This window comes from Trinickia dabaoshanensis, assembly GCF_002879885.1.
In the GTDB taxonomy this organism is placed as follows: Bacteria; Pseudomonadota; Gammaproteobacteria; order Burkholderiales; family Burkholderiaceae; genus Trinickia; species Trinickia dabaoshanensis.
Window position 1 is genome coordinate 91359 of record NZ_PNYA01000027.1, and the last position, 22155, is coordinate 113513.

Sequence of the window (22155 nt, forward strand, 5' to 3'; positions counted from 1 at the left end):
GGCGGGTTGTGTCGCGCTCGCGAGACAACCCGCGCGCGGATAAGCGCTGGATTCGTGGGGTATTATGCAGCGCGCCCGGTCCATCGGCAGTCGGCCGAACTTTTACGCGAGGGGCAGTCACGAATGGAGGCAAGGATGCGAGTCGTCGTTGGTTGGATACTGTTGTTCATCGCGTTGGCATTTAGGCCGGCTTTTGCGTCGGGCGACGACGCGATGCTGACCGTCGGCGGCAACATCGAGCATGTGACCGATCAAGCTTCGCACACGTACCGATTCTCTAAAGCCGATTTGCTCGCGCTCGGCACGAGCACGATCAAGACCTCTACGAATTGGACGCCGGTTAGCGTGTGGCGCGGCCCTTCCTTACAAAGCGTTTTACAGAAAGTCGGCGCCCACGGGGAAGTCCTCCGTGTGTACGCGCTCGACGATTACGAGCACGACGTTCCGGTTTCGGACGTGCAAAAGTACGGCGTGATTCTGGCATTCGAACGCAATGGCGTCCCTTTGGCGCCGAATAAGTTCGGCCCGTTGATGCTGGTTTATCCGCGAGATGCCGAGCCGGACGCACTCAATCGGGCTTCGATCGAAGCCCGCTTCGTGTGGCAAATCTATAAGATCGTCGTCAAATGAGACTGCTTCGCCGGTTCGGTGCGAAGAAGTCCCTATCGACGACGGTCGGCCTGCTGCTCCTCGCGTTTGTCGTTTGGGTGTACTACGCCTATGTGCTGTTGCTGTCGCCGGCGAGTTTGAGCGCGCTTGCCGGTCCTCAGGAGAACTATTACTGGCCGGTAGCGCAACTTCAGGTTGCGACCTACAAGGCGAAGATCGCGCTGCTTTTGTACGCCGACGGCCGCGTGGATTTTTCCGAAGTGCAGCGGCGATTCGATGTGCTCGAGTCCCGATACTCGATTCTCGCGACGCCATCGGATTCCACGGCGATCTTTCAGGGTAATGAAACTTCCCAGCGGGCGATCGCCGCTATCGGTTCGGTAATCGAATCCGCCAAGCGCGAACTACCCGGCGTGCGGGCCGATCGCAGTCGCGCGATCGATGTTTCCGTGGGTTTGGATAAGTTTTCCGACCCATTCGACGAGATCATGGAGAGTGTGAGTTCCGTCGAAATCGCACGCAGAGACGAGGTCTACGACGATCTGATCGGAAAGCGGCATCTGTTCTTTCTGAGCGGCCTGTTGTTGATGGCATTGTTGGCCGGCACGGGCGTGCTCGCGATCAGATTGCTGCGTCATCGCCGCCGCTTGCGGATACAACAGGCGGCGGCCATGGAGGCGGAGCGGGCGGCCATCCAATCGAAAAATGCATTCTTGGGCATGATCGGTCACGAGCTTCGCACGCCATTGCAAAGCATCATCAGCGTGACCGATACACTGCTCGAGCGATCGTTTCCGGAGCGAGACGCGGCGCTGGTGCGTCGTCTCGCGGTAGCGGCCGCGCGCCTCGAAGCGCAGATGAAGGATTTGACGGATTTCGCCCGGCTCGACGCCGGCGTGCTGCAACTTCGGGAGCAAGAGTTTCAGCCGAGTGTGCTTATCGACACGATGATCGAGGAGGCGCGCGAGGCAGCCAGGAGAAAGCATCTAACGGTTCGTTCGGAGCTCTCGGATTTAGGCGGATGGTACCTGTCCGACCCTGACCGAATACGGCAAATTATGACGAACCTGATATCGAATGCGATCCGGTATACGAATGAAGGCGGCATTACGGTGCGCGCTTGCGTCAGTATGTCGAACAATGCGCCGACGCTCGATATCGTGGTGGAAGACACCGGGTCGGGTATGCCGGCCGACTCCGTCGAGCGCGTGTTTCGACCTTTCACGCGACTGGACGAACCGGGCATGAAGCGGATCGAAGGTGCCGGAATCGGTCTTGCAATCGTGAAAGGACTCGTCGGCCTGCTCCAGGGTTCGCTGCGTATGGAAACGGGGATCGGCGAGGGAACGAGAGTCTATGTGACGATACCGATTGCGATCGCTTCGTCCGGTAATGGCAATAGTGAAGCCGCGCTTCGCGATGCCTCGTCGATTCTCGGCAAACGCGTACTCGTGGTGGACGACGAAGACTCCGCGCGCGATTCGTTGGCGGACATCGTGTCGTCACTGGGTGCCGACGTCGATATCGCCGCTAATGCGCAGGAGGCACTCGAGGCGCTGCGCGAGTCCCGATACGATGCGGTTTTGCTCGACGTGCAAATGCCGGGCGAGGATGGCGTGCAAGTGGCGGGCAAGGTACGATCGGGAGACGGGCCCAACCGCGACGTGCCGATCATTGCGGTCAGCGCGTATTTCGGTGAGCAGTTGGTGATCGGCGATCCGCCGTTATTTACCAAGCATCTTCATAAGCCGGTTCGCAAAACGGTATTGCGCGATGCCTTGGTCGAGGTCTGTTTCGGGACGTAACGTGATGACCACACTGGACGATGTCGCTTGTTTAACGCATACGGGATCGTTGCTGTCGGCGCAAGGGCGGATTACCGCATCGTATGACCTCGAAGTGGCGGATGCGGCGATCGGCGAATATTGCGCACTGTCGACGTTACAGGGAATACATAACGCCAACGCCTGCGCCGGCAGCATCTGCTACGAAGGCGCCAGCCGTGCGCATATCATCAACGGGATGGGCGTGACGCTCGGCGACTCGATCGTCGGCCTCACCGCGTTGGCGGCGATCAAGCAACGGTATCCGGACTTATCGTTCGCGATCTATCGTCCCAGCCGAACGCCGCTGTTCGTCAAGGCGCTTTACCATCTCGCGGCGCCGCTGTTCGGCACGATACAGGACCTACCGGTGTCGCTCGATACGTTGCCTGCCGACGAACCGAAAGTCGATATCGGCAATCATCTTTTTTGGCCGAAATTTTCGACCATGCCCATGATCGATTTCTTCTTGTGGGCTCTCGGCCTCGATCCCGCGCAGATCCCATCGCAAGAAAAGAGCAATGGATGGCTCAAGCGGGTAGCGTTGCCCAAGCTTATGCCGGAATGGAAAGCGCGCCCCTACGTTCTGCTCGCACCGGCGGCCAGCACGCCCGTAAGAAGCATTCCTTCGCAATATCTTCCCGAAATCGTCAGCCGGCTATGGGCCGAATTTCGCCTGCCGATCGTCGGATTTTTCCCGATCGAGCATGAGCGCTATACGAACGTTTCAAGCAGCTCCGGTAGCACGGCGTCATATCTGGCGTGGGTGCGCGGCGCAACGCTGCTGGTGACTTCGGATACGAGCGCAGTGCATGTCGGCGCGGGCTTCGACGTGCCCACCGCCGCGTTCTTCACGACGATCCCTTCCGGACTGCGCGCGCGCGACTACGCCAAATGTGCCGCGATCGATCTGCCCATTCCGGCGTTGACGGGCATTCATGCAAGCGCGCGCCCTGAGGACTTGGCGTTAGTCGAGCGTGCGTACGCGGGATTGGAAGGGGTGGATTGGATCGGTGCCTTGCGGGCCCGTGCGGCTTAGCTCGTGCGTGATTTCGGAAAGAAGGATCGGCATTCGAATGGGTTTTTCGATCCATTTACAGCCGAATCGCTGGATCACTAGCGCGATTTCATCGACGTGAGCCTTGCCTGTTCTCAACTGTCCGGTAAGCAAAAAGATCGGCGCCGAACCGTTGTCGGACCGGCGAATTTCGCCGATGAGTTCTTCCACCGTTTCGTTGTTGACGAGCCAATCGAGAACGAACGCGTCGTAGGCCGTGTTCTTGAGCTGCTCTCGGAAAGTCGCTAGATCGTAGAACGCCTCGGCTTGAAGGCCGTGACCGTTTAGATACTCGCAGACGTTGTCTGCTTCGTTCGTATCGGTATCGTCATCGACGACGGCGATCGTCGGTTTGTCGGCCTGAGCCGTTAGGGGGCGGACCTCGAGCGAGAAGACGCTGCGCGCCTTTCCGGGCGGAGCGATTTCCGCCGGATAGGCGCGCCACGCTCCGCCGATTTCGAGTGCGACGAGGTCCAGGGGCGATGGGCCGGCGGCTTCGTCCCCCATGTGGATGATGCAAGGCAATGCGCGGGGACTCACCATGAGCATGCCTTCCACGGCCAAAGAACCGGCGCTTTCGTCTTCGGGCGTGAGCAATACGCTCGCGGCCTCGCCGAAATAACCGGCGACGGCACCCAACTGCTTCAAATCCCACGGCAGTTGGCCTTTCATCTTTCTGCTGGCGGCGGAGAAGCTGAGATCGAGGATACGGCTCAGCACGCTCGCCTGTGACCGCTTGGGCACGCCGTGCTTATCCATGAGTTGGCGAACCCGCAGCGCTACCGCGAGCGCCTCCGTCCCTTCACTTTCTCGGGCCATCACAGTCGGCTCCTCCTTGGGAGCGGACTTTATCGAAAACTGGCGTGCCGCGCAATGTTGGCGTGAATTTCCTGAGATCATGACTTGACACGCGCGTTTTCCATAGTAAAGTGACGTGAAGCGCAATTCCGAGGGCACATAAAAGCGCGTTAATCGTGTCAATAACGGCGCGAGGTGGTGGATATGAAGCATGCGAGACACGGGCGGCGGGGATTTTCGCTCGCTGTGTGATTGCCGTAGCGGCGTGACGCGCTGGCGTTGTCTGCCGTCGAATTGATGTCGAGTACTTTGTTTTCATTGCCATCCCTCGGCCCGGTGCTGCCCGCTTGGGGCCAGCCGGGTTTCCTGTGCCGACGACGTTGGTGCGTCGTCGGCGCTTTTTTGCTCCGTCGATCGGAACTCGTTGAGCGGCCGACATGCTGACGTGGATTGGCAGAGCATTGACACGTGCGTTCGAGTTGAAGCGGCTCGATAGAGAAGCCCGCGACCGCGTACGCGTTCAGGGATGCGAGATGGTGGGGCATACCGACCACCGGGCTGTTTGGCGCATCCGTGCGCCGGGATTGCCGGACAGTTTCATGACGGCGATCTCGGGCAACGGCAACCGAGACAAGCATGTCGTTCACGTGGACACCGAGTTGTTTTACCGGGCTTGGCTCGCCACGACGCCGACGCATTGGACGCCGCGTGAAGAGGACTGCGTCGTGCGCGCGGAGATGCGGAAGGCGCGCTTATACCCGGTCGCCAATAGCCGCTTCGTTCATAGCAGCCGTAAGCCGGTACCGTTGGCGGAAGCGATCGTGTGGGTGGAGCGGGGTGCTTTGCGCGTGGGTGTGGTGAGCGGAATCACGAGCGTGTTTTGGTTGATTGCGAATCGGGCGCAGTCGTTTCCAGTCGAGGTACAGGGCTATGACTCGGCCACGCGTTTGTATGAGTCCGTCGGATGCGGGCCCGCGCCGTTGTCTTTTAAGAACTTATTCGAGTTCGAGGCCGGCGTGGATGATCGGCAATATCGGAGCGGGTGGAGATAGGGTTGGATGTTCATGCCGGCACTTACGGTATGAAACGTAGGCCGGGAAGACGGCGCGCATCGCGCGCCGTAGCTGTTTTTTTGCGCCCGCTTATTGCTTGACGCGATCGACAGCGGGCCATTTCGCGAAGGCGAAAACCCAAATCATGATCAGGTTGACGACCGGTACGAGCATGGTGAGGAACCACCATCCCGAGTGACCGGTACGACGGATGATTCGCACATAGGGGTAAAGCATCGCAAGAGTGAATACGATGCCGATGAGCCACGCCCAAATATTCATTGCGCCCATTTTTTCTTCTCCGTTAGTGAATTTGCGTTGTGGTTTTCCCTCGACGCCGCAAATTATCTGCGAATCAATTCATAAAGGCAATGTATATGGATTGGCGTGCGCTCTCGGTGTACTCCTATGTCATTCGGGCGAGCGTAATGGCGCGCTCGGGACACGCCGTCACGCATAGACCGCAAGACCGGCAGGCCTGCGCGTTGGGCGTATAGGAGACTTTCATTCCATGCACGCGCTGCTTCAAGCGATGCAGCAGATCGAGGCTAAGGTAATCAGCGTTATCGATGCGCCGGATTTCGAACACGTTTTCAGGGCAAACGGTGACGCAGTCGCCTTTGCCTTCGCAGCGTTTTAGATCGACGATAGGCTTAATGACGCCCGGCATTTGTTTGCAGTCGCGCGTTGATTGATCGCGCATGATCACTCTCCTGTGCGCGGATTGCTGCCCGAGTGCCATGCCGCTCGGAAACGCTCGCGTTCTTCGGGCGTCATCGATTCCCACTTGCGCCAGTGGCGTCGGCCATGCCAGCCGCGATGTCCGCGGAATCCGCCGAATAGAATGCGGCTCAATGCGAGCAGGCCCAGCGCATGGGCGAAATCGATCGCACGGGCGCCTGCGAAGAGCGCCGGAATCACCCAATTCCATAGCATCATGACCACCCATCCGAGCGCGGCTATCGCGACTACGACGAGCAGCGCTTTGCCCGCGCATTTGATTCGAAGATTCATTCGTAGACTCCTTTAGAGATCCAGTTCGTCATAAATGGGTTGAAGCCGGGCGCGCAGATGCAGGACCGCATAGCGTTTGCGCGCGAGCAGGGTATTGAGCGCGACACCGCTTTGCGTGGCCATCGCCTTGAAGGGCAGACCTTCAAGTTCGTGCGCGATGAATACGTCACGTTGTTCGGGCGGCAACTCGTCGAGTGCATCCTGCAAGGCCTTGAGCAACAGCGTGCGAGCGTAGAGCGCTTCGGGACCCGCATCGTGCGCCGGCAGCGCGAGGTCCAAGCGATACTCGCCGTCGGCATCGTCCTCGCTCGCGAACACCTCGGTCAGCGGCTGCTCCTTCTTCTTGCGAAAACGATCGATGATCCGGTTGCGCGCGGTCCGAAACAGCCACGCGCTTGCCTGTTCAATCGGTGCGGGAAGCCGGTACGCCTGCACGAACTCGCCGAACACATCTTGGAGAATGTCTTCGGCGTCGTCCGGATCGCGTATCCGCCGCCGGATGAAATTCACTAGCCTCGTTCGTTCGCGCATCACTATCGCGGTGATGTCGCGGTCTGGTTCGGTCATCGTGCGCGAAGTGGTTGGCGATTGCATGCACCTGAAGACGTTTCAGGCGCGCGGATATTGTGGCGTGCGCGAAAAATTACCGGCCCCGTGGCGGTGGCGGCGGTAATGGCCGAACATGTGGCCGATTTGGCTGGATTGTATGTGCCTTCGCACCCTTGACGCTTAAGGGGCGCTCGACCATAGTGGGTCACTCGTTCGATGCGATTGGCTGATGTCATGATCGAGTTCTTTTATCGAGTTGAGGGGGTGGCCGGCTTCACGCTTGTGAGCGGGCAATTGAAGCGGCGCGCAACGCCCGCTTGGTCGCCGCGTTAGGAGCACCGGCATGAGCGACCAAACCGCTCGAACCTCGGATCTTGCGATCGCGTGTATTCATTGTGGTGGCCGAATTCCGGAGCCCGCCGCGTTTTGCCCGCACTGCGGCGCGCCGCTGGCTGCTCACGCTTCGGTTGCGATGCAAGCGGAAGGCGGTCAGTCCGCTCCTATGACGCGCTTCGAGCCGCCCGCGCGCTCGTTTGCATCTACCGATTTCGAAGGAGATCTCGATGCGCCATCCGGTGCACCGCCGGATCTGCCTGCCGCGATGCCGGAGAGCGAGCCGTATGGTGGGGCGGGTGGTGCTCGCTTCGCGGCTTGGCGGCAGTGGGGCCTGAAAAGCGGCGTCGGGTTGGCTCTCGCTGCTGGTGTCGTGCTGGCCGGCAGCCTGACTGTATTGCACCGGTACGACGATGCTTCGAATCCCGCCGGATTGGACAAGAGCGCGTGGAATTCAGCCGACGGTTCGACGGCGCTCAATGGCTCGGAGGAATCGAATCTCAATGGGTCTGCGAACGACGCGGCCAGAGCGGCGGATGCGACGGGGCAAGGCGCCGGCACATCGGCATCCGGTGCGGTGACGCCGCCCGTTGCGAACGCCGGTACTCAGCGAGCGCAGACGGGCAGGGCAGGCGCCGGGCAGCGCCGGCACCTCTCCCGGGGGAGAGCCCACGCGCATTCGCATGCCAAGATCTGGCATAGGCCCACTCGGGATACGACTTACTTGCATTCGGATGTGCGAGTGGGGCGGTGGTTTGGGTGAGGCAGACTATAACGGTAGATTTGGGTTGCGATATCACCGTTTGTTTTATGGATTAAGATATCCGAATGAGGCGTAGTAGCGATGGAGTATTCCGTTTAGTGGAATCTCACATATTGAGCATTTGTCATCGCCTTGTCGCATTCGTGGGAGTGGCTGACGCGGGATAAAAATATTCCATAAGATCTAAAAATTTGTTGGCTTTTTGTATGAATATAAGTATATATTCGACGAAACATCGGTAGCATCTTGATGTAATCGAGATCCGTCTGCACAGCGGAACGAACGCGTTTACGGGGCCATGCCTGGGACGGCGGTGCCTCACGGTTAGTTTCGGTCCTACTTGGGGTCCAGTTCATTCGTCGCGACGATCATTCTCTGTTTTTCCAGAGGGTGCGGGCCGCGCGAACCGGTTTTGCTCTCGCAATATATGGTTGATTTCGTCTTGTTATTTTGATTGATCTAAATTGAAGTAATGAAATCGATGGCTCTATAAAAAATAGGGGCGTTATCATGAATATATTGATCCTTGATGAGAGCGTCAAGAATGCAGGGGCGCTCGAGAGGTTTTTGATCGAGAGCAATTTTCAAGCGTCACATGCGCAGAGCCCAAGAGTCGCTCTGGAAGCGGCAAGTGTGATACCCGTGGATTTCATTGTTCTTGATTGGTTGTCGAAGTCGTTTGTATCGGAAATGACGATCGAATCGATTCGCTCCGAGCAAAAACGCCATATTCCTGCCATCGCGCTGGTCAACCTCCGTTCGGAGATTGACGCGTTGCTACAGGCGGCCGAGGTGGTCGACGAATACATCTTGAAGCCGTTTAGCGGCCTTCAGCTCGCAACGAGAATACGGATTCGCAGCCGGACGCATGCGCAGGGCGACACGCGGGCAGGCTTCATCGAGGTCGGCATGTACCTCCTCGATACACGGCGCAGAAGAATTTCCTTGCGTGGTCAGGAGGTCGAATTGACGATGAAGGAATTCGAGGTGATCGCGCTGTTGTTCAGTAACGTTGGCAAGGTGGTCTCGAGGCAAATGCTATCGGTCGCCGTGTGGGGAAGACAGTTGGATGCCGATTCGCGCACAGTCGATACCCACATTTATCGGCTGCGCAAGAAATTGCGGCTTACGCCCGAGAACGGCGTAACGTTCGCTTCCGTTTATACACACGGCTACCGGCTGGACGAAGCAAACGCGCCCAACGCGGATATCGAAGCTGGCCAACTGCGGGCTCCCGCTTTACCCCCAGCCGATGCGATCGAAACGTAGCGAACGGGGAGCGGCATGCTGTCATCGCCGCTACCACCGTATTAATGCGGATCCCCAGGTGAAACCCGATCCCATCGTGGGCGTCAGGACCAGATCGTTCTCCTTGATGCGTCCGTCCGCAACGGCCTCGGCAAGCGCGAGAGGAATCGACGCGGCCGAGGTGTTGCCGTGATGATCGAGAGTCAAGACGATCTTTGCCATCGGCAGTTGTAGCTTTTCGCCCAGTGTCTGCACGATGCGTTGATTCGCCTGATGAGGCACCACCCAGTGCAGGTCGTCCTTGGTCATGCCATTGGCCACCAGGGCTTCCTGCGATGCTTGCGCGAGATTGACGACGGCATGCAGAAATACCTCGCGCCCTTCGAGCTGCATCTTTCCGGCCGTTTGGGTCGATGACGTTCCGCCGTCGGTATGAATCTTGTCCTGATGCCGTCCGTCGGAATAAAGATGGGTGGACAGAATGCCTCTCGGTTGGTCGCCGGCCCGGCGCTCGGCGCGTAACACTACAGCGCCGCCGCCGTCGCCGAAAAGCACACAGCTATTGCGATCATTCCAGTCGATGATGCGCGACATCGTTTCCGCGCCGATCACCAACGCCGTGCGCACCTGACCGAGGCGAATCATGTTGTCGGCGATCGACAATGCGAAAACGAATCCTGAACAGACCGCCTGCACGTCGAATGCAAAGCCGCCCGTCATGCCGAGCGCCGCTTGTACGCGAACCGCGGTCGCGGGCATGGTCCGGTCAGGCGTGCACGTGGCCAGCACGACGAGGTCGACGTCAGGGCCATGGATGCCGGCCTGTTTTAGGGCGGCCTTCGCCGCCCCTATCGCGAGATCCGAGGTGTTCTCTCCCTGCGCGGCGATCCGTCGTTCCTTGATGCCCGTACGTTGCAGTATCCACTCGTCCGAGGTGTCGACCATCGTGGCCAGTTCATGGTTCGTCAGCCGGCGCTCTGGAAGCGCCGACCCGCAACCGACTACACGGGAGGCCCAGTTCGTCACGGCATATCGAGCCGTCGTTGAATCGACGGTATCGGTTGTTTCCGTCATTGTTTCGTACTCCCGTGCGTATCGTGGTTGCGGTCAAGCGGTGGAGCGCGTTTTACTACCAGTTGCCGGTGCCGGAGGCCGGGCTGCTGGACGCTACGGCGTAGTCCCCTTGGCCGGCCTCCGCGGGCTGGGCCAGTGAGAGAAGATGTTCGGCCAGCGATGCGAACGTGGGGTAATCGAACAGGACCGTATCGTCGATCTTGATTTTGAGCCGCTCCTCGAGGAAGAACGCCAACTCGACCGAGTGCATCGAGTCGAAGCCCGCCTCGGCGAACGTCTGGTCGAAGTCGGACGGCACTTTCAGATGGTTAGCCTCGGTCCACTCCTCGACCCACGCGAGAATCTTCGCCGTGGTGATCTTGGCGCCGTCCACGGCGGAGGATTGAAGTTGGTCGCTCATGGCGTTTGCTCCGAAAAAACAGGTTAGGGGCGGGGGAATACCAGGTTGGTCGTGAACCAATGCGCTCTCTATGCTTCGGCTCCGCCGAGGCGGTGTTGTCCGGTCGCGGTTGCATCGTCGAGGAAGCTTGCGAGATGTTGTGCTGAGGGAAGACGAACGATGGAGTCGTGATCGTCGTCGAATGCTTTCACGGTGATCGTGCCGTTGGTGAGCAGACGAAGACGGGCGAGGAGTTGTTCGCCACAGGCGCCTGCCTTCCCTCGCGTCGCGACGGCATACTGCATCCGCGCGCTGATCAGTCGCGGGCGATGCTGCGATAGCGCTGCCGCGCTCGACGCATGACGGCGAGCGATGTGCGCAAAGACCGTGGGGTGAGCGCGACGACGAATGTCGGCGAGGGAAAAGTCACTGTCGAGCATCGCATCGAAGTGCTCGTTCGCAAGCAACCTCTCGACAAGCCGGGGTCCCTCGTCGCAATCGAGTGCGCTGACGATCTCTCTCAGACGCCTCGCAAACTCGCCATCGTGGAGTGGGCTGTCGACGATCAGCAGCGGCGGCGAGTCGAACCCCTCGGCCTCCCATTGCGCCGCCATTTCGTGTGCCACCAGACCGCCGAACGACCACCCGCCTAACAGGTCCGGAATACGGCCAGTGGTTTTGAGAACGGCGGAGCGATAAAGCGAGGCCAATTGCTCGATCGATAGATACTCGACTTCGCGATCGTGGTCCGAATAAGGATGTCGAACCGCAACGATGGACGGATCGCCCGGCCATACCGAAGCAAGCTGCTGATAGCAGAGCACGTCGCCGCCGACAGGATGAACGAGCGCAATGACCGGTCCACTGCCTTCGCGCAGCGATACGACGAGGGTACGCTCGTCGACATCATCGCGCAGCATGTCCGATGGGCGCGTGTCGTTGGATGCTTCCGTTGCACGAGCTGGATCGACTGCCGTTGTTCCGCTTGCCGGACTCGGTGGCGACGAAGTGAAGTAGCGCGCGAGCGTGATCAACGACGCGCCTCGTGCCAGCACGGATACCGGCGGCATCGTTCCGAACGTTTGATGCAGGCGTACGCGCAGCTCCGTCAGTGCGAGTGAGTCCATACCTTGAGCAGCCAGAGGCAGATTGTCCTCGAGGTTCGCCGCGCCCGATGAAACGGACTGGGCGAGCGCGCGGATGCTGGCCAGAATGAGTTGTTCATTCTCGCTCGCGGACGAGGCCGCATCCGGCGCGGTGTTCGCCGGCACCGGCGTACGTTCGATGACGTCGGCGCTCGCCGCGATGCTTCGCGAAAGCCCGCTTATGGAGCGCACGGGCATACCTGCCTGCTTGCGGTCGGGGAACGGCAATTCCAATCGCTCTTCGTCGAAGGGGTAAGTCGGCAGCTCCACGGGCTGCGGCGCGTTCCCATACATCTTGTTCCACGCGATCGCCTGTCCTGCGCTGTAAAGATGAGCACAGGCATGCGCGAAGCCGGTCGTTTCGGCCTCCTCGTCGCCGTCCGGTCCGTCTGTTAGCGAGGAGACGGCGCACTGCCAGTCACCGCCCTCGGCTGCACGCGCCAGTTTGGAAAGCGCGGCCCCGGGCCCGACTTCGATGAAAGCTGTCTTGCCGTCCAGCGCGGCGTGCAATGCTTCGTGGAATCGTACCGGTTCTTCGACGAGATCCAACCAATGGTCTGGCTTCGTTATACGTTCGGTCGCGAGCGTACCGGTCAGCGTGGAAATGATCGGTATGGCGGGCGGCGCGAACGTAAGCGGTTCCAGCACGAGCCGGAACGCTTCACGCATCGATCGGAGCAAAGGTGAATGCCCAGGCGTGTCGTAGGTCTTCAGCAAAGACACTCGCTTGCCCCACGCCACCATGGCGTCCTGGACGTTGGCTACCGCTTGCGGCGTGCCACTTACCACTGTCTGCTCGGGGCCGTTGATGCCCGCGATGAACAAATCCGTGCCCAAGTCGAAGTGCCGGGATATCTCCTCGACACTGGCGGCGACCGCGAGCATCGCGCCCCGTGGCGTTTGGGTATCGAACAGCCGGCCACGCGCCTCGACAGCTTTCAGACCATCCGGGAGCGTCATGACACCACCGATAACTGCCGCCACATGTTCGCCGAGCGAATGCCCGATGAGAAGCTCGGGCTGTTGGCCGAGCTCCATCCACGTGCGAGCCAGCGAAAAGCAGACGACGAAATGTGCCAGTTGGCCTGGATGATGGCGAACCGACGCGGGATCGCGCTTGACAATCGCGGAGAGCACGTCGTCCGCGGTGTCGCGGTCGAGTTCTTGAAGGCACGCGTCCGCGAACCGGCGGAATATGCCGTTGCCGTTGTACAGTTCCGCGCCGATACCGGGCTCCCAGGCGCCTTGTCCTGGAAACAGGAACGCGAGACGCTGCCGTTTGGTGAGGTCGCCTGCGTGCCACTTGCCGGAAGGATTGGCATGGAGGAAATCGTCCATTGCCGCGAGAAAGTCTTCTTTGGTCGCGCCGACGAATGCCACCCGAAAGTCGAAGTGTTCCCGTCGGGTGCTTGCCGTGTAGCAGACGTCGCGCAACGAAGCGTCCGCTTTCGTCAGCATGTCCCGGTAGGCGGAAACGAGGCGCGCTCGCGCTTCCGGAGAACGGCCGGACACAGTGAGCACGCGTTGCGTTGCGACACTCGCGGGCGCCGCGGTCGCGCTGCCGTGCGACGAGAGAATCAAGTGGGCATTGGTTCCGGTAATTCCGAAACCGCTGACGCCGACCATCGGTTCATCGCCGGCAAGGGTGCTGCCATGCCGGGGGATTTCGAGCTGTGCGCCATCCCATCGGAATCGCGGATTCGGCGTCGCGAAGTTCACCTGGGCGGGCACATAGCGATGACGCAGAACGAGGATCGCCTTGATGATCCCGGCCATTCCCGCCGCCCCTTCCAGGTGACCCACTTGCGATTTGACCGAACCCACGAGGATCGGCCGTTGCCTTGCAACCGAACGGGTGTAGACGTTGCGAAGCGCAGCCAGTTCGATGGGATCGCCTAGCGAGGTTCCCGTGCCGTGCGCCTCGATGTACGCGACGTCTTCGGGCTCCACGCCGGCGCGTGTCATGGCGGCGCGGATAACGGCTTCCTGTGCGGCACCGTTGGGTGCGGTCAGGCCGTTGCTCGCGCCGTCGCTGTTAATCGCCGAGCCGGCCAGTACCGCATCGATTCGATCTCCATCATGGAGCGCGTCGTCCAGACGCTTGATGACGAGGACGCCACCGCCTTCGCCCCGCATATAGCCGTTGGCCTCAGCGTCGAAAGGACGACAGCTTTCGGTGGGAGACATCGCCTGTAGCCGCGCAACGCCGATCGTCTCTTCGGGTCCCAAGATCAGGTTGACGCCACCGGCGATTGCCACGTCGCAATCTCCCGTTCGCAAACTTTGTGCGGCGAGATGAATGGCGACGAGCGACGAGGAACATGTGGTGTCGATGAATATAGCTGGGCCGTTGAAGCCCATGACGTGTGCAACGCGCCCTGCCGCCATCGCGCGAAGGTTGCCGAGTTTGGAGTATGTCGTGATGGCGGAAGGATCGCCGGACCAGAACGTCCTGCGCCCGTAGTCCGCCTCGCCGGTAGTCATGAATATGCCGACTCGCTTGCCGCGCATTTGGCTGGGCACGAGCCCGGCATTTTCGAGCGCTTCCCACGTCAGTTGCAGCATCCAGCGTTGCTGCGGGTCCATTTCGATCGCCTCGGCGGCGGAGATGCGGAAGAATTTGTGATCGAAGAAAAACGGATCGGCGACGTAGCCCGCCTGTCGGGAGTAAGTGGTTCCCGGTGCATACGGGTCCGCGCAATACCAGGCGTCGATATCGAACCGCTCGGCCGGCGTTTCGCGAATGGCCGAAGACCCGGAATTCAGAAACGCCCAATAGGTGGATGCCGATGAGCTGCCGCCGGGAAACCGCAAAGACATGCCGATAATGGCTGTTTTGCCGGTGTTTTCGTTTGACTTGTCCATAGTGTTCGTGACCGCCGAGAACCTGAGTTTTTGGGGCGTCACACGCGGACAGCTGCGCGGAGGTCGTCACTGGTGCTCGCCTGGACGAGCACTGCCATGTTGCCCGGTAAGTGCTGATTGGTTCGTATCTTCGCGTGCGCGTCCGGCAACCGGTTCCATGGAAATACTTCGGAAAGACACGGGGAGATGCGCCCACTCATCACCAGCCGGTTGGCTTGCGCGGCTTCTTTGAGCGTGGCGAAATGACTGCCCTGAATCCGCTTCTGGCGCATCCAGATATATCGCGCGTCGCAGGCGAGGTCGTAGCCACTCGTCGCCGCGCAAAAAACGACCATGCCACCGCGTTTGACGACATAGCAGGACGCCGCAAACGTGTCGCGGCCGGGATGCTCGAACACCATGTCCACGTCGCGCTTTTCGCCGAGTGCGTCCCAAATGGCCTTGCCGAATTTCTTTACGCTGTCGATATAGGCCAGATACTGCGGGCCAGCATCGACCGACGGAGGCGTGCCCCAGCAAGAAAAGTGCGAGCGATTGATTACCCCCACTGCGCCGAGACTTTTAACGAAGTCCGCTTTGGAATCGTCCGAGATCACGGCTACGGGGCGGGCTCCCGCGAGGGCGGCCAACTGGATGGCCATTGTTCCTAGCCCACCCGCGGCGCCCCACACGAGGACCGACTGTCCCGGCATGAGGACATGAGGCTTGTGACCGAACAGCATGCGGTACGCGGTTGCGAGCGTCAGCGTGTAACAGGCGCTGGCAGACCAGCTCAAATGCTTTGGGCGAGGCATCAATTGCGTACTTTGCACTTTCGTGAACTGCGCGAACGAGCCGTGGGAGGTCTCATACCCCCAGATGCGTTGCGAGGGCGAAAGCATGGGATCGCCGCCGTTGCATTCCTCGTCTTCGCCGTCCACCTGCGAGCAATGCGCGACGACTTCGTCACCCACCCTCCATGTCCGCACGTTGGCTCCGACGGCCCAGACGATCCCCGCCGCGTCCGATCCGGTGATGTGATAGGGGTCGTCATGCAGATCTAGGACGGAGAAGGGCTGGCCGAGTGCTGCCCATACGCCGTTGTAATTCACGCCGGCGGCCATCACCAAAACCAGCACTTCGTTAGCACCGACGACGGGAACATCCACGATTTCCTTGGTGAATGCGCGGTGCGGCTCGCCGTGGTTCTCGCGACGGATGGTCCACGCGTACATCTTGCGGGGAACCTGCCCCAGCGGGATCGGGCGGCCGATCTCAAACAGTTCGGGGCGGTCGATTCGCGAATCAACGACGATGTCCAACGATTCAATGTCCATGTCTGTTCTCACCTCGGTATAGGTTCGGTACACACGTTCGTCGGGCAGCCTCGCGCCGCCGCGTACGGGAGCGTCTAATTGGCGGCCATCCCGCCGTCCACGGACAGTGCGGTGCCCGTCATGAACGAGGAAGCATTGCTGGCCAGAAACACCACGGATTGCGCAATCTCGCTTTCCGTTCCTAGCCGGCCGACCGGGTGAAACGCCTTGATCTGATCGGTCATGCCCGTTTCTTCGAGAAACTTCTGGACCATCGCGGTAGCGACGAAAGCCGGGCAGATTGCGTTCACTCTGATGCCGTGTTTGGCGTACTCGAGTGCGGCCGCTTTCGTGAGGCCGATGATTCCTGCTTTAGACGCGTGATAGCTGCAACCGCCGAAAGCGGACGCGACGATGCCGTATGTCGACGACATGTTGACGATCGATCCGCCGCCGGCCTTGAGCATCTCCGGGATCTCGTATTTCATCGAGAGAAATATCCCTTTCAGATTGATGCTCAACACGGAATCCCACGTCGATTCATCGGTCTCTGCCACCGGTTTTCCGAACGACTCCACGCCGGCGTTGTTGAACGCGATGTCGAGCTTGCCGAACGCATCTACGGTCTGCGATACGGCGTTCGCGCAGTCGTCCGCCTTCGAGACGTCGGTCTTGATGAAGATGGCGTCCCCGCCGGCGTTCCGAATTTCGTTGACCACGCTTTGGCCTTCCTCCTGCCTGCGCGATGCGATTGCGACCTTCGCGCCCTCTCTTGCAAAGAGCAAAGCGGTGGTGCGACCGATACCAGAACTTCCGCCCGTCACGAGGGCTACGTTTTCCCGAAGTTTCGACAAGGTGCTCTCCAGAGTGACACTGCTGTCGTGGCGCCAATGGCCCGCCGTTTCCCGATGCGGGATGCCCACATCGATCAGTTCAGACTGTGTGTGTTGAAGCCTCTACCGGTGTTGCCGGGCGCGTCGGAAAATTCGACCGGGGTAACCCGAAATTCAGAGCGAATACTTGGAAAGCGGTGTGAATTTATTCTAATGGGATGGCTCTCGGAAATGCGCTTTGAGTTCACAATTGTTCAGAATCAACTTTTGAATCGGTCGATTAGACTAAAGTCGCAGAGTCGCGTATGAAAAACATTGATTTGATCGCTTTATATTAGTGCGTCGACGCTATTTTTATTTTAAAGAAATCTCTGTTAAACCGACATCAGGCTCATTACCAGACATGCGAGAACACGAAAGTTCGCTGTACGAGATTGGAATGACTGTTGTCCGAGCGGTTGGGGACGAAGGCTTCAACAGCCTGAGCTCGGCGTTGGATCGCCTCGATCCGGACTTCAAGCGCTTGCTCGTCGAAGGCGGGTACGCCGGATTGCTTGCCCGGCCCAATCTCGCGTTGAAGCATCGCGAACTCCTGACTGTTGCGGTCTTGGCTACGATGGGCAAGGCCGATTCGGCACTCAAATACCATGCCGCCGGCATGTTGAATACCGGTTGGACTCCGGATGAACTGTTGGAAACGATATTGCAAACGCTTGTCTATTCAGGCGTTACTGCGGCAATTGCCGCCATGCGTATCGTCTCAACGGTTTTTTGTGAGCGAGGAATCGAGGTCGAGCGAAATGAAATCGGCTCGACGAATGATGTTGAAGTTTTGAACTCGGATGTCGTGCCCACGCTTCAAAATTCGTGTGAAATTTTCGATATGTTTCCGCGGGAAATTCAGGAAATGTTCACACATACGATGTATCGGATTGCGCGGGACAGACCGACGCTGACGCTGAAGGATCGGGAGCTTGCCACCTTGGCGATCGCGATCGCACATGGAAATCAACCGGCAGCGGTGCGGCTGCATCTGAAGGCCTGTCTGAAGCTGGGGTGGCGGCGCAGCGAGCTGACGGAGGTGTTAATCCAACTGACGGGATACATCGGTTGGCCGCTCATTCTTCCCATTGCTGGGATGGCATTGGAAGTTTTCGAGGAATCCGAAAATCGCGACGTACCGGAGATCGTGTCATCGCAGGCACCGGTTGCGACGCCGACACTCCATTCGCTACCCGTGGGCGCGCTTTCCGGATTCGCTGTACCGAAGGGCGTTGCGAGTTTGTCGCCTGCTATCGGCCAGTATCTTGAAGACACGGGGTTGAACGGAAATGGGCTGCCTTCGGGCGAGCGAGCCTTGGCCCAGCGGTTGTCGGATATCGCGTGCTTGACATGCCTTGCGCGAAACGCCGACGCGGGTGTCATGGTTGAACACGTGAAGGAAGCGCTGTTGCTTGGCGCGTCGAAGCAGGACATCACCGATGCCATTTTGAGAACACTCCCTCTCGCGGGCGCGCTGGCCGTCCGGTATGGCCTCGTTGTGGCGAACCAGGTGTTCGAGAGCACGACACGGATTGAGGCGGCAGATCGTCGGTTCGCCTGAGCGCGCTGAGAGGTTGCTCGAGCACAGCGATTGGCTGCTTTTCCCAAATGGACCTAGTACGGCTGCGCGTGATAACCGAAGCTAGTCACACACGAAGGGACTAAAAATGAACGATGCCGGTGGATACGATATTGAAGACCTGGTGGTTGGCATGAGTGCGCAGTTCATGAAGACACTGACGGAGCGGGACGTCTTTCTGTTTGCCGGGGCATCCGGCGACCGGAACCCCGTCCACCTCGACGAAGAATACGCGAAGCGCACACGGTTCGGCGGGCGCATCGCGCACGGCATGCTCTCGGCATCCGTCATTTCAGCCGCGATCGCCGCGCGTCTGCCTGGTCCGGGATCGATCTATCTGTCGCAAAACTTGAGCTTCCGCCAGCCGGTAAGGATCGGAGAGACGGTCTGCGCCACCGTTACGGTCAAGGAAATACAGGCGAGCCGTAAGCGGGCGGTGCTCGAGACGACATGTGATGTCGAAGGCCGTATCGTGGTGCAGGGCGATGCCGTGGTACTCACGACGTCTGTTTCCGATCGGGAGAAACTGTGCATCACGGCCGTGCATGCAGTGGGGAGTCAAGCATAGGAAACGCGAAAACCGGGCTGCGCAGGCCGCCGTTCGAGGACGGATAGATTCCTATGCCGTCCGGCCCACTGACCTACCCCCGGTTTCAGCCCGAAGGACAGCTAGAGTCCGAGGCTAAACCTGCCCCCGCTTGCTTCGCAAAACGCGACAACGATTCGGCTCGCGCATCGGATCGAACGCCTGCAGTCCGCACAATGCCCTCAACTACTCGATAGGGACGCCTCGCTCGTAGCGCGGCGCCCAACGAGGACACCAACAATCGGATACGCCGCCTCGCACACGCGCGTCAACGCTGCGCGCTGCGACGCCGTTGCTTGGGCGCAGGCGAGTACCCTTTCCTGGAATCTGATTTCCATGAGCTCGTCGATCACGTCAACCCTCAGACTGCCCGCCGGTACATTCTCGCGCTTGCAGGACGCAGGCCAGCAAGGGTCTCAAGGCGGCACGGAAACCGATCTGATAACGGAGCTCCAAACGCTGCTTGGCGAACTGATGCACAAGCAGATGCATCAGCCCGACACCGGCGGCGCAGGCACGACGCCGACCGGCACCGGCTCGGCCGCCGGGATGAACGGTGCGGGCGCCGCCGGTACCAGCACCAATACGAGCAGCGACTCATACCCCGAGCTCGACAGCTACGCTTCGCAGGCGGATGGCTCCGATCTCGGCAAATGGTCGGACCTTGCCGCGAACGACCAAGGAATCTCGCTCGAGCGACCGCTCGCGGCGATGCAGATTCTCTCGGGGCAACCGAATGCGAACGGCCAACCGCCCACGCAAGCGCAAAAGCAGGCGGCAATGCAATTCGTCAACGACAACCCTTCGCTCAAGAGCGCAATGAGCAACGCGGGTGCGCTCAATTCCGACGGCAGCGTCGATACGAAGAAGCTCAAAGGCCTGCTTCAATCAGTCGAGAAGAACCTGACGCAGGCCGACAACAACGTCAAGGACTACATGAAGAAGCACCCGGGCGCGGACCCGGGCTCGCTCAACACCGTGCGATCCGCCGCGCTGCTACAGGCCTACAACCCGATAGCGGGCGAATCGGCCGGCCATGTCTCGAACGGCAAGAACAACGGCTACAACGGCGGCAAGAATGGCGGCGGACTTACCACGAAGCAGCAAGTCGCCGATTTGGAAAAGAACCAGGGCTTCAGCTCGGCGTTGAAGAGCGCGGCGCAGGCGTGGTCGACGAGCGGCGCATTCGACGCCCTCGACCGTGCCGGCGACGACAAGGCCACGACGAAAGCCGACGGGAAATTCGACGATAACAATCTCACGGACTTCATTTCGAAAGAAGCGCCGACGAACGAAGCGAGCGACCAGAGCTTCCTCGAGGATGCGAGCCTGCAGAACATTACGGCGAACACCGACACCAGCAAGCTGAACCAGGACATCTTTGCCAATCCGCAGAACTACACGCCTGAGCAAAAGGCGGCGGTGATGGTGACGTTGATGAAGACCCTCGTGAACGTTCAGGCGGGCGGGTCGGATGGTCTGCGCGACGTAAAGGCCACCGTGGCCGCCCTGCAAAAAGACATTCAAACGCTCGCAAGCGATCCGGCAACCCAGGCATATCTACAGAAAACGGTGCCTCCCGCCATGCAAAACCTTGGCGGCGCCTTCGCGGCGGCAGGCGGCTTGTCCGGTGCCGGGGGCGGCGACGGTGACAGCGAGACCGGCGCCGCAGGCAGCCAATCTCAAACGTCCGCCAAAGATATCGTCGATCAGGTTCACGATGGCCTCAAGGATGCCAAGACCGTGACGCAATCGCTCAGCGATCTCGCCAAGGGCAAAGGCTTCATGGGCATTGGCGGCGACAGCGCGGCCGCGGAAGCTGCGGGCGCGGCGGAAGGCGCCGTGGGCGGAGCCGACGGCGCGGCCGAAGGTGCGGCAGCCGGTGCGGAAGGTGCTGTCGCGGGCGCGGAGGGTGGCGCAGCCGCTGCCGATGGCGTACTGGGCGCGGTGGCCGGCGGCCTCGCAGCAGCAACGCCGATATTGGCGGTTGGCGCCGGCATTGCCGGTATCGCGGGTATCGTGATGGCCATCGTTCAGGCCGTGCAAAAGAAACACCATCAGAACGAATTCGCGTCCAACGTCAACCCGACGCTGCAGCAGTTCGGCATTCCGCTCCCGAAATGACGCCTACCGAAGCGAGGTGAAGCGATGCGTCGCGTTGTATTCGACCGGAGCGAAGAGGTGATGGCCTTTGTCGCTCGCATGACGGGGGAAAGCCGGTACGACGACTGCTCGACGATCGGACTTGAGAAAGACGGCGAGATCGTCGCGGGGGTCGTCTACCAAGGGCACAACGGACCCAACGTGCTGATGCATTTTGCACTCAATGGGTCGCGCCATCTGATTACACCGGCCTTCGTGTGCGCCGCATTCATGTATCCATTTCAGGTGCTCGGCTGCCATCGGGTAACCGGGCTCGTGCGGACAGACAATGTCGGCGCTCAGGTGCTCGACGAGAATCTCGGATTTGCGCGTGAGGGCGTCATGCGGGAAGGCGCCGGCGATCGAACCGATTTCATTGTGTACGGCATGTTGAAGCGCGAGTGCCGGTTCCTGGGCCGGCGTTACTCTGCGGCGCTTGCAAGGGAGTTCGAGCGCAGCGGAATCGCGGCTTGAGGGCGCGTTGGGGCGTAGGAGGTGCGAATATGCTGGCTATTCCTTCGAGGAGCTTGATCGCATACTTCTTCACGAAATAGCGCCGGTGTTCGGAAGCAATCCATTCTCTCAAGAGTTGGAGCCTCCACAAAATCCGGGGCGGTTCAAGAGGCGCGATCCTTCCAGTATTTCCGCTTCCATGCGTTGAAGTCTGATCGGTCGATCCCCCGAGGCCCTTACTGGTCTTCTATCCGCGTAGGCTTCGGCGTGCCTTTGCACCACTTATAACGGGCCTTTCTCGCACGAGTTGCAGATTCACATGCTGACACTAGCGCTTGGATTGAGATGCGATCAATTCATGGAGGCAGCGAGTGCATGTCGCGGTAAACTGAGCTTGCCCCCGAAAAACGAATCCCTTGCTGAGCGTTTAAACTCAAGCAAGGAGAGTCAAGAAGATGAGCAAGACAACGCGGGCGCGCTACACGCTCGAATTCAAGCTGGAAGCGGTTCGGCTGG

At 59.9% G+C, this 22155-nt stretch carries 21 protein-coding genes; 11 read left to right on the forward strand and 10 right to left on the reverse strand.

Annotation, left to right across the window (positions count from 1 at the left end; translation table 11 throughout):
• Positions 1-135: 135 nt before the first annotated feature.
• The 3 genes from C0Z18_RS25175 to C0Z18_RS25185 are packed head-to-tail and all read left to right on the forward strand — an operon-like array spanning position 136 to position 3471.
• The gene (locus C0Z18_RS25175; protein WP_158244286.1) at positions 136-630 is read left to right on the forward strand and encodes a molybdopterin-dependent oxidoreductase; all 495 of its coding nucleotides are present in this window, start codon (positions 136-138) and stop codon (positions 628-630) included.
• Complete coding sequence (locus tag C0Z18_RS25180; protein WP_102648168.1) at positions 627-2414, forward strand: ATP-binding response regulator; 1788 nt, start codon at positions 627-629, stop codon at positions 2412-2414. The genes C0Z18_RS25175 and C0Z18_RS25180 overlap by 4 nt, the downstream gene beginning before the upstream one ends.
• 4 nt (positions 2415-2418) lie before the next feature.
• Positions 2419-3471, forward strand: coding sequence for a glycosyltransferase family 9 protein (locus C0Z18_RS25185; protein ID WP_102648169.1), 1053 nt, complete (start codon positions 2419-2421; stop codon positions 3469-3471).
• Here C0Z18_RS25185 and C0Z18_RS25190 read toward each other — a convergent pair.
• Positions 3400-4308, reverse strand: coding sequence for a helix-turn-helix domain-containing protein (locus C0Z18_RS25190; RefSeq protein WP_158244287.1), 909 nt, complete (start codon positions 4306-4308; stop codon positions 3400-3402). The genes C0Z18_RS25185 and C0Z18_RS25190 overlap by 72 nt on opposite strands.
• Before the next feature lie 416 nt (positions 4309-4724).
• Here C0Z18_RS25190 and C0Z18_RS25195 point away from each other — a divergent pair, with 416 nt between their 5' ends.
• Positions 4725-5339, forward strand: coding sequence for a plasmid fertility inhibition factor family protein (locus C0Z18_RS25195; RefSeq protein ID WP_102648171.1), 615 nt, complete (start codon positions 4725-4727; stop codon positions 5337-5339).
• Between the two features lie 90 nt (positions 5340-5429).
• Here the strand turns inward: C0Z18_RS25195 and C0Z18_RS25200 are convergent, their stop codons facing one another.
• The 4 genes from C0Z18_RS25200 to C0Z18_RS25215 all read right to left on the reverse strand — a co-directional run bounded on the left by C0Z18_RS25200 (position 5430) and on the right by C0Z18_RS25215 (position 6947).
• Positions 5430-5621, reverse strand: coding sequence for a DUF805 domain-containing protein (locus C0Z18_RS25200; RefSeq protein ID WP_233217486.1), 192 nt, complete (start codon positions 5619-5621; stop codon positions 5430-5432).
• Positions 5622-5745: 124 nt separating this feature from the next.
• Complete coding sequence (locus C0Z18_RS25205; RefSeq protein WP_102648173.1) at positions 5746-6042, reverse strand: 4Fe-4S dicluster domain-containing protein; 297 nt, start codon at positions 6040-6042, stop codon at positions 5746-5748.
• A gap of 2 nt (positions 6043-6044) precedes the next feature.
• On the reverse strand, positions 6045-6353 hold the full coding sequence (locus tag C0Z18_RS25210) for a hypothetical protein (protein WP_102648174.1): 309 nt from the start codon (positions 6351-6353) through the stop codon (positions 6045-6047).
• Positions 6354-6365: 12 nt separating this feature from the next.
• Complete coding sequence (locus C0Z18_RS25215; protein ID WP_199189543.1) at positions 6366-6947, reverse strand: RNA polymerase sigma factor; 582 nt, start codon at positions 6945-6947, stop codon at positions 6366-6368.
• A gap of 298 nt (positions 6948-7245) precedes the next feature.
• Here C0Z18_RS25215 and C0Z18_RS25220 point away from each other — a divergent pair, with 298 nt between their 5' ends.
• Together C0Z18_RS25220 and C0Z18_RS25225 are read left to right on the forward strand one after the other, a co-directional pair.
• A complete protein-coding gene (locus tag C0Z18_RS25220; protein ID WP_146014093.1) occupies positions 7246-7998 on the forward strand; it encodes a zinc ribbon domain-containing protein in 753 nt (250 codons plus the stop codon).
• Positions 7999-8508: 510 nt separating this feature from the next.
• Positions 8509-9267, forward strand: coding sequence for a response regulator transcription factor (locus C0Z18_RS25225; RefSeq protein WP_102648177.1), 759 nt, complete (start codon positions 8509-8511; stop codon positions 9265-9267).
• Between the two features lie 30 nt (positions 9268-9297).
• Here C0Z18_RS25225 and C0Z18_RS25230 read toward each other — a convergent pair whose 3' ends face one another.
• The 5 genes from C0Z18_RS25230 to C0Z18_RS25250 form a co-directional block, all read right to left on the reverse strand.
• Positions 9298-10320 carry a beta-ketoacyl-ACP synthase III gene (locus C0Z18_RS25230; RefSeq protein ID WP_102648178.1) on the reverse strand — a complete coding sequence of 341 codons (1023 nt, stop codon included), beginning with the start codon at positions 10318-10320 and terminating at the stop codon, positions 9298-9300.
• Positions 10321-10375: 55 nt separating this feature from the next.
• Positions 10376-10720: an acyl carrier protein gene (locus C0Z18_RS25235; RefSeq protein WP_102648179.1), complete on the reverse strand. Its 345-nt coding sequence runs from the start codon at positions 10718-10720 to the stop codon at positions 10376-10378.
• Between the two features lie 68 nt (positions 10721-10788).
• Positions 10789-14709, reverse strand: coding sequence for a type I polyketide synthase (locus C0Z18_RS25240; RefSeq protein WP_102648180.1), 3921 nt, complete (start codon positions 14707-14709; stop codon positions 10789-10791).
• A gap of 38 nt (positions 14710-14747) precedes the next feature.
• Positions 14748-16025, reverse strand: coding sequence for a crotonyl-CoA carboxylase/reductase (gene ccrA / locus C0Z18_RS25245; RefSeq protein WP_102648181.1), 1278 nt, complete (start codon positions 16023-16025; stop codon positions 14748-14750).
• A gap of 74 nt (positions 16026-16099) precedes the next feature.
• The gene (locus C0Z18_RS25250) at positions 16100-16858 is read right to left on the reverse strand and encodes an SDR family NAD(P)-dependent oxidoreductase (protein ID WP_102648204.1); all 759 of its coding nucleotides are present in this window, start codon (positions 16856-16858) and stop codon (positions 16100-16102) included.
• A gap of 418 nt (positions 16859-17276) precedes the next feature.
• Between C0Z18_RS25250 and C0Z18_RS25255 the strand changes: the two genes are divergently transcribed.
• The 5 genes from C0Z18_RS25255 to C0Z18_RS33650 form a co-directional block, all read left to right on the forward strand.
• Positions 17277-18440, forward strand: a complete 1164-nt coding sequence (locus tag C0Z18_RS25255) for a carboxymuconolactone decarboxylase family protein (protein WP_102648182.1) — start codon at positions 17277-17279, stop codon at positions 18438-18440.
• Positions 18441-18546: 106 nt separating this feature from the next.
• Positions 18547-19026, forward strand: a complete 480-nt coding sequence (locus C0Z18_RS25260) for a MaoC family dehydratase (RefSeq protein ID WP_102648183.1) — start codon at positions 18547-18549, stop codon at positions 19024-19026.
• Positions 19027-19380: 354 nt separating this feature from the next.
• A complete protein-coding gene (locus C0Z18_RS25265) occupies positions 19381-21168 on the forward strand; it encodes a type III effector HrpK domain-containing protein (protein WP_233217483.1) in 1788 nt (595 codons plus the stop codon).
• Positions 21169-21192: 24 nt separating this feature from the next.
• Positions 21193-21660, forward strand: coding sequence for a GNAT family N-acetyltransferase (locus C0Z18_RS25270; RefSeq protein WP_102648184.1), 468 nt, complete (start codon positions 21193-21195; stop codon positions 21658-21660).
• A 298-nt stretch (positions 21661-21958) separates the two neighbouring features.
• Positions 21959-22155: hypothetical protein (locus C0Z18_RS33650; protein WP_233217484.1), on the forward strand; the 197-nt coding region annotated here is incomplete at its 3' end.

Coding starts and splice junctions, on each gene's coding strand:
- C0Z18_RS25175 (WP_158244286.1), top strand. CDS start 136: ATGCGAGTCGTCGTTGGTTGGATACTGTTGTTCATCGCGTTGGCATTT.
- C0Z18_RS25180 (WP_102648168.1), top strand. CDS start 627: ATGAGACTGCTTCGCCGGTTCGGTGCGAAGAAGTCCCTATCGACGACG.
- C0Z18_RS25185 (WP_102648169.1), top strand. CDS start 2,419: ATGACCACACTGGACGATGTCGCTTGTTTAACGCATACGGGATCGTTG.
- C0Z18_RS25190 (WP_158244287.1), bottom strand. CDS start 4,308: ATGGCCCGAGAAAGTGAAGGGACGGAGGCGCTCGCGGTAGCGCTGCGG.
- C0Z18_RS25195 (WP_102648171.1), top strand. CDS start 4,725: ATGCTGACGTGGATTGGCAGAGCATTGACACGTGCGTTCGAGTTGAAG.
- C0Z18_RS25200 (WP_233217486.1), bottom strand. CDS start 5,621: ATGAATATTTGGGCGTGGCTCATCGGCATCGTATTCACTCTTGCGATG.
- C0Z18_RS25205 (WP_102648173.1), bottom strand. CDS start 6,042: ATGCGCGATCAATCAACGCGCGACTGCAAACAAATGCCGGGCGTCATT.
- C0Z18_RS25210 (WP_102648174.1), bottom strand. CDS start 6,353: ATGAATCTTCGAATCAAATGCGCGGGCAAAGCGCTGCTCGTCGTAGTC.
- C0Z18_RS25215 (WP_199189543.1), bottom strand. CDS start 6,947: ATGCAATCGCCAACCACTTCGCGCACGATGACCGAACCAGACCGCGAC.
- C0Z18_RS25220 (WP_146014093.1), top strand. CDS start 7,246: ATGAGCGACCAAACCGCTCGAACCTCGGATCTTGCGATCGCGTGTATT.
- C0Z18_RS25225 (WP_102648177.1), top strand. CDS start 8,509: ATGAATATATTGATCCTTGATGAGAGCGTCAAGAATGCAGGGGCGCTC.
- C0Z18_RS25230 (WP_102648178.1), bottom strand. CDS start 10,320: ATGACGGAAACAACCGATACCGTCGATTCAACGACGGCTCGATATGCC.
- C0Z18_RS25235 (WP_102648179.1), bottom strand. CDS start 10,720: ATGAGCGACCAACTTCAATCCTCCGCCGTGGACGGCGCCAAGATCACC.
- C0Z18_RS25240 (WP_102648180.1), bottom strand. CDS start 14,709: ATGGACAAGTCAAACGAAAACACCGGCAAAACAGCCATTATCGGCATG.
- ccrA (WP_102648181.1), bottom strand. CDS start 16,025: ATGGACATTGAATCGTTGGACATCGTCGTTGATTCGCGAATCGACCGC.
- C0Z18_RS25255 (WP_102648182.1), top strand. CDS start 17,277: ATGACTGTTGTCCGAGCGGTTGGGGACGAAGGCTTCAACAGCCTGAGC.
- C0Z18_RS25260 (WP_102648183.1), top strand. CDS start 18,547: ATGAACGATGCCGGTGGATACGATATTGAAGACCTGGTGGTTGGCATG.
- C0Z18_RS25265 (WP_233217483.1), top strand. CDS start 19,381: ATGAGCTCGTCGATCACGTCAACCCTCAGACTGCCCGCCGGTACATTC.
- C0Z18_RS25270 (WP_102648184.1), top strand. CDS start 21,193: ATGCGTCGCGTTGTATTCGACCGGAGCGAAGAGGTGATGGCCTTTGTC.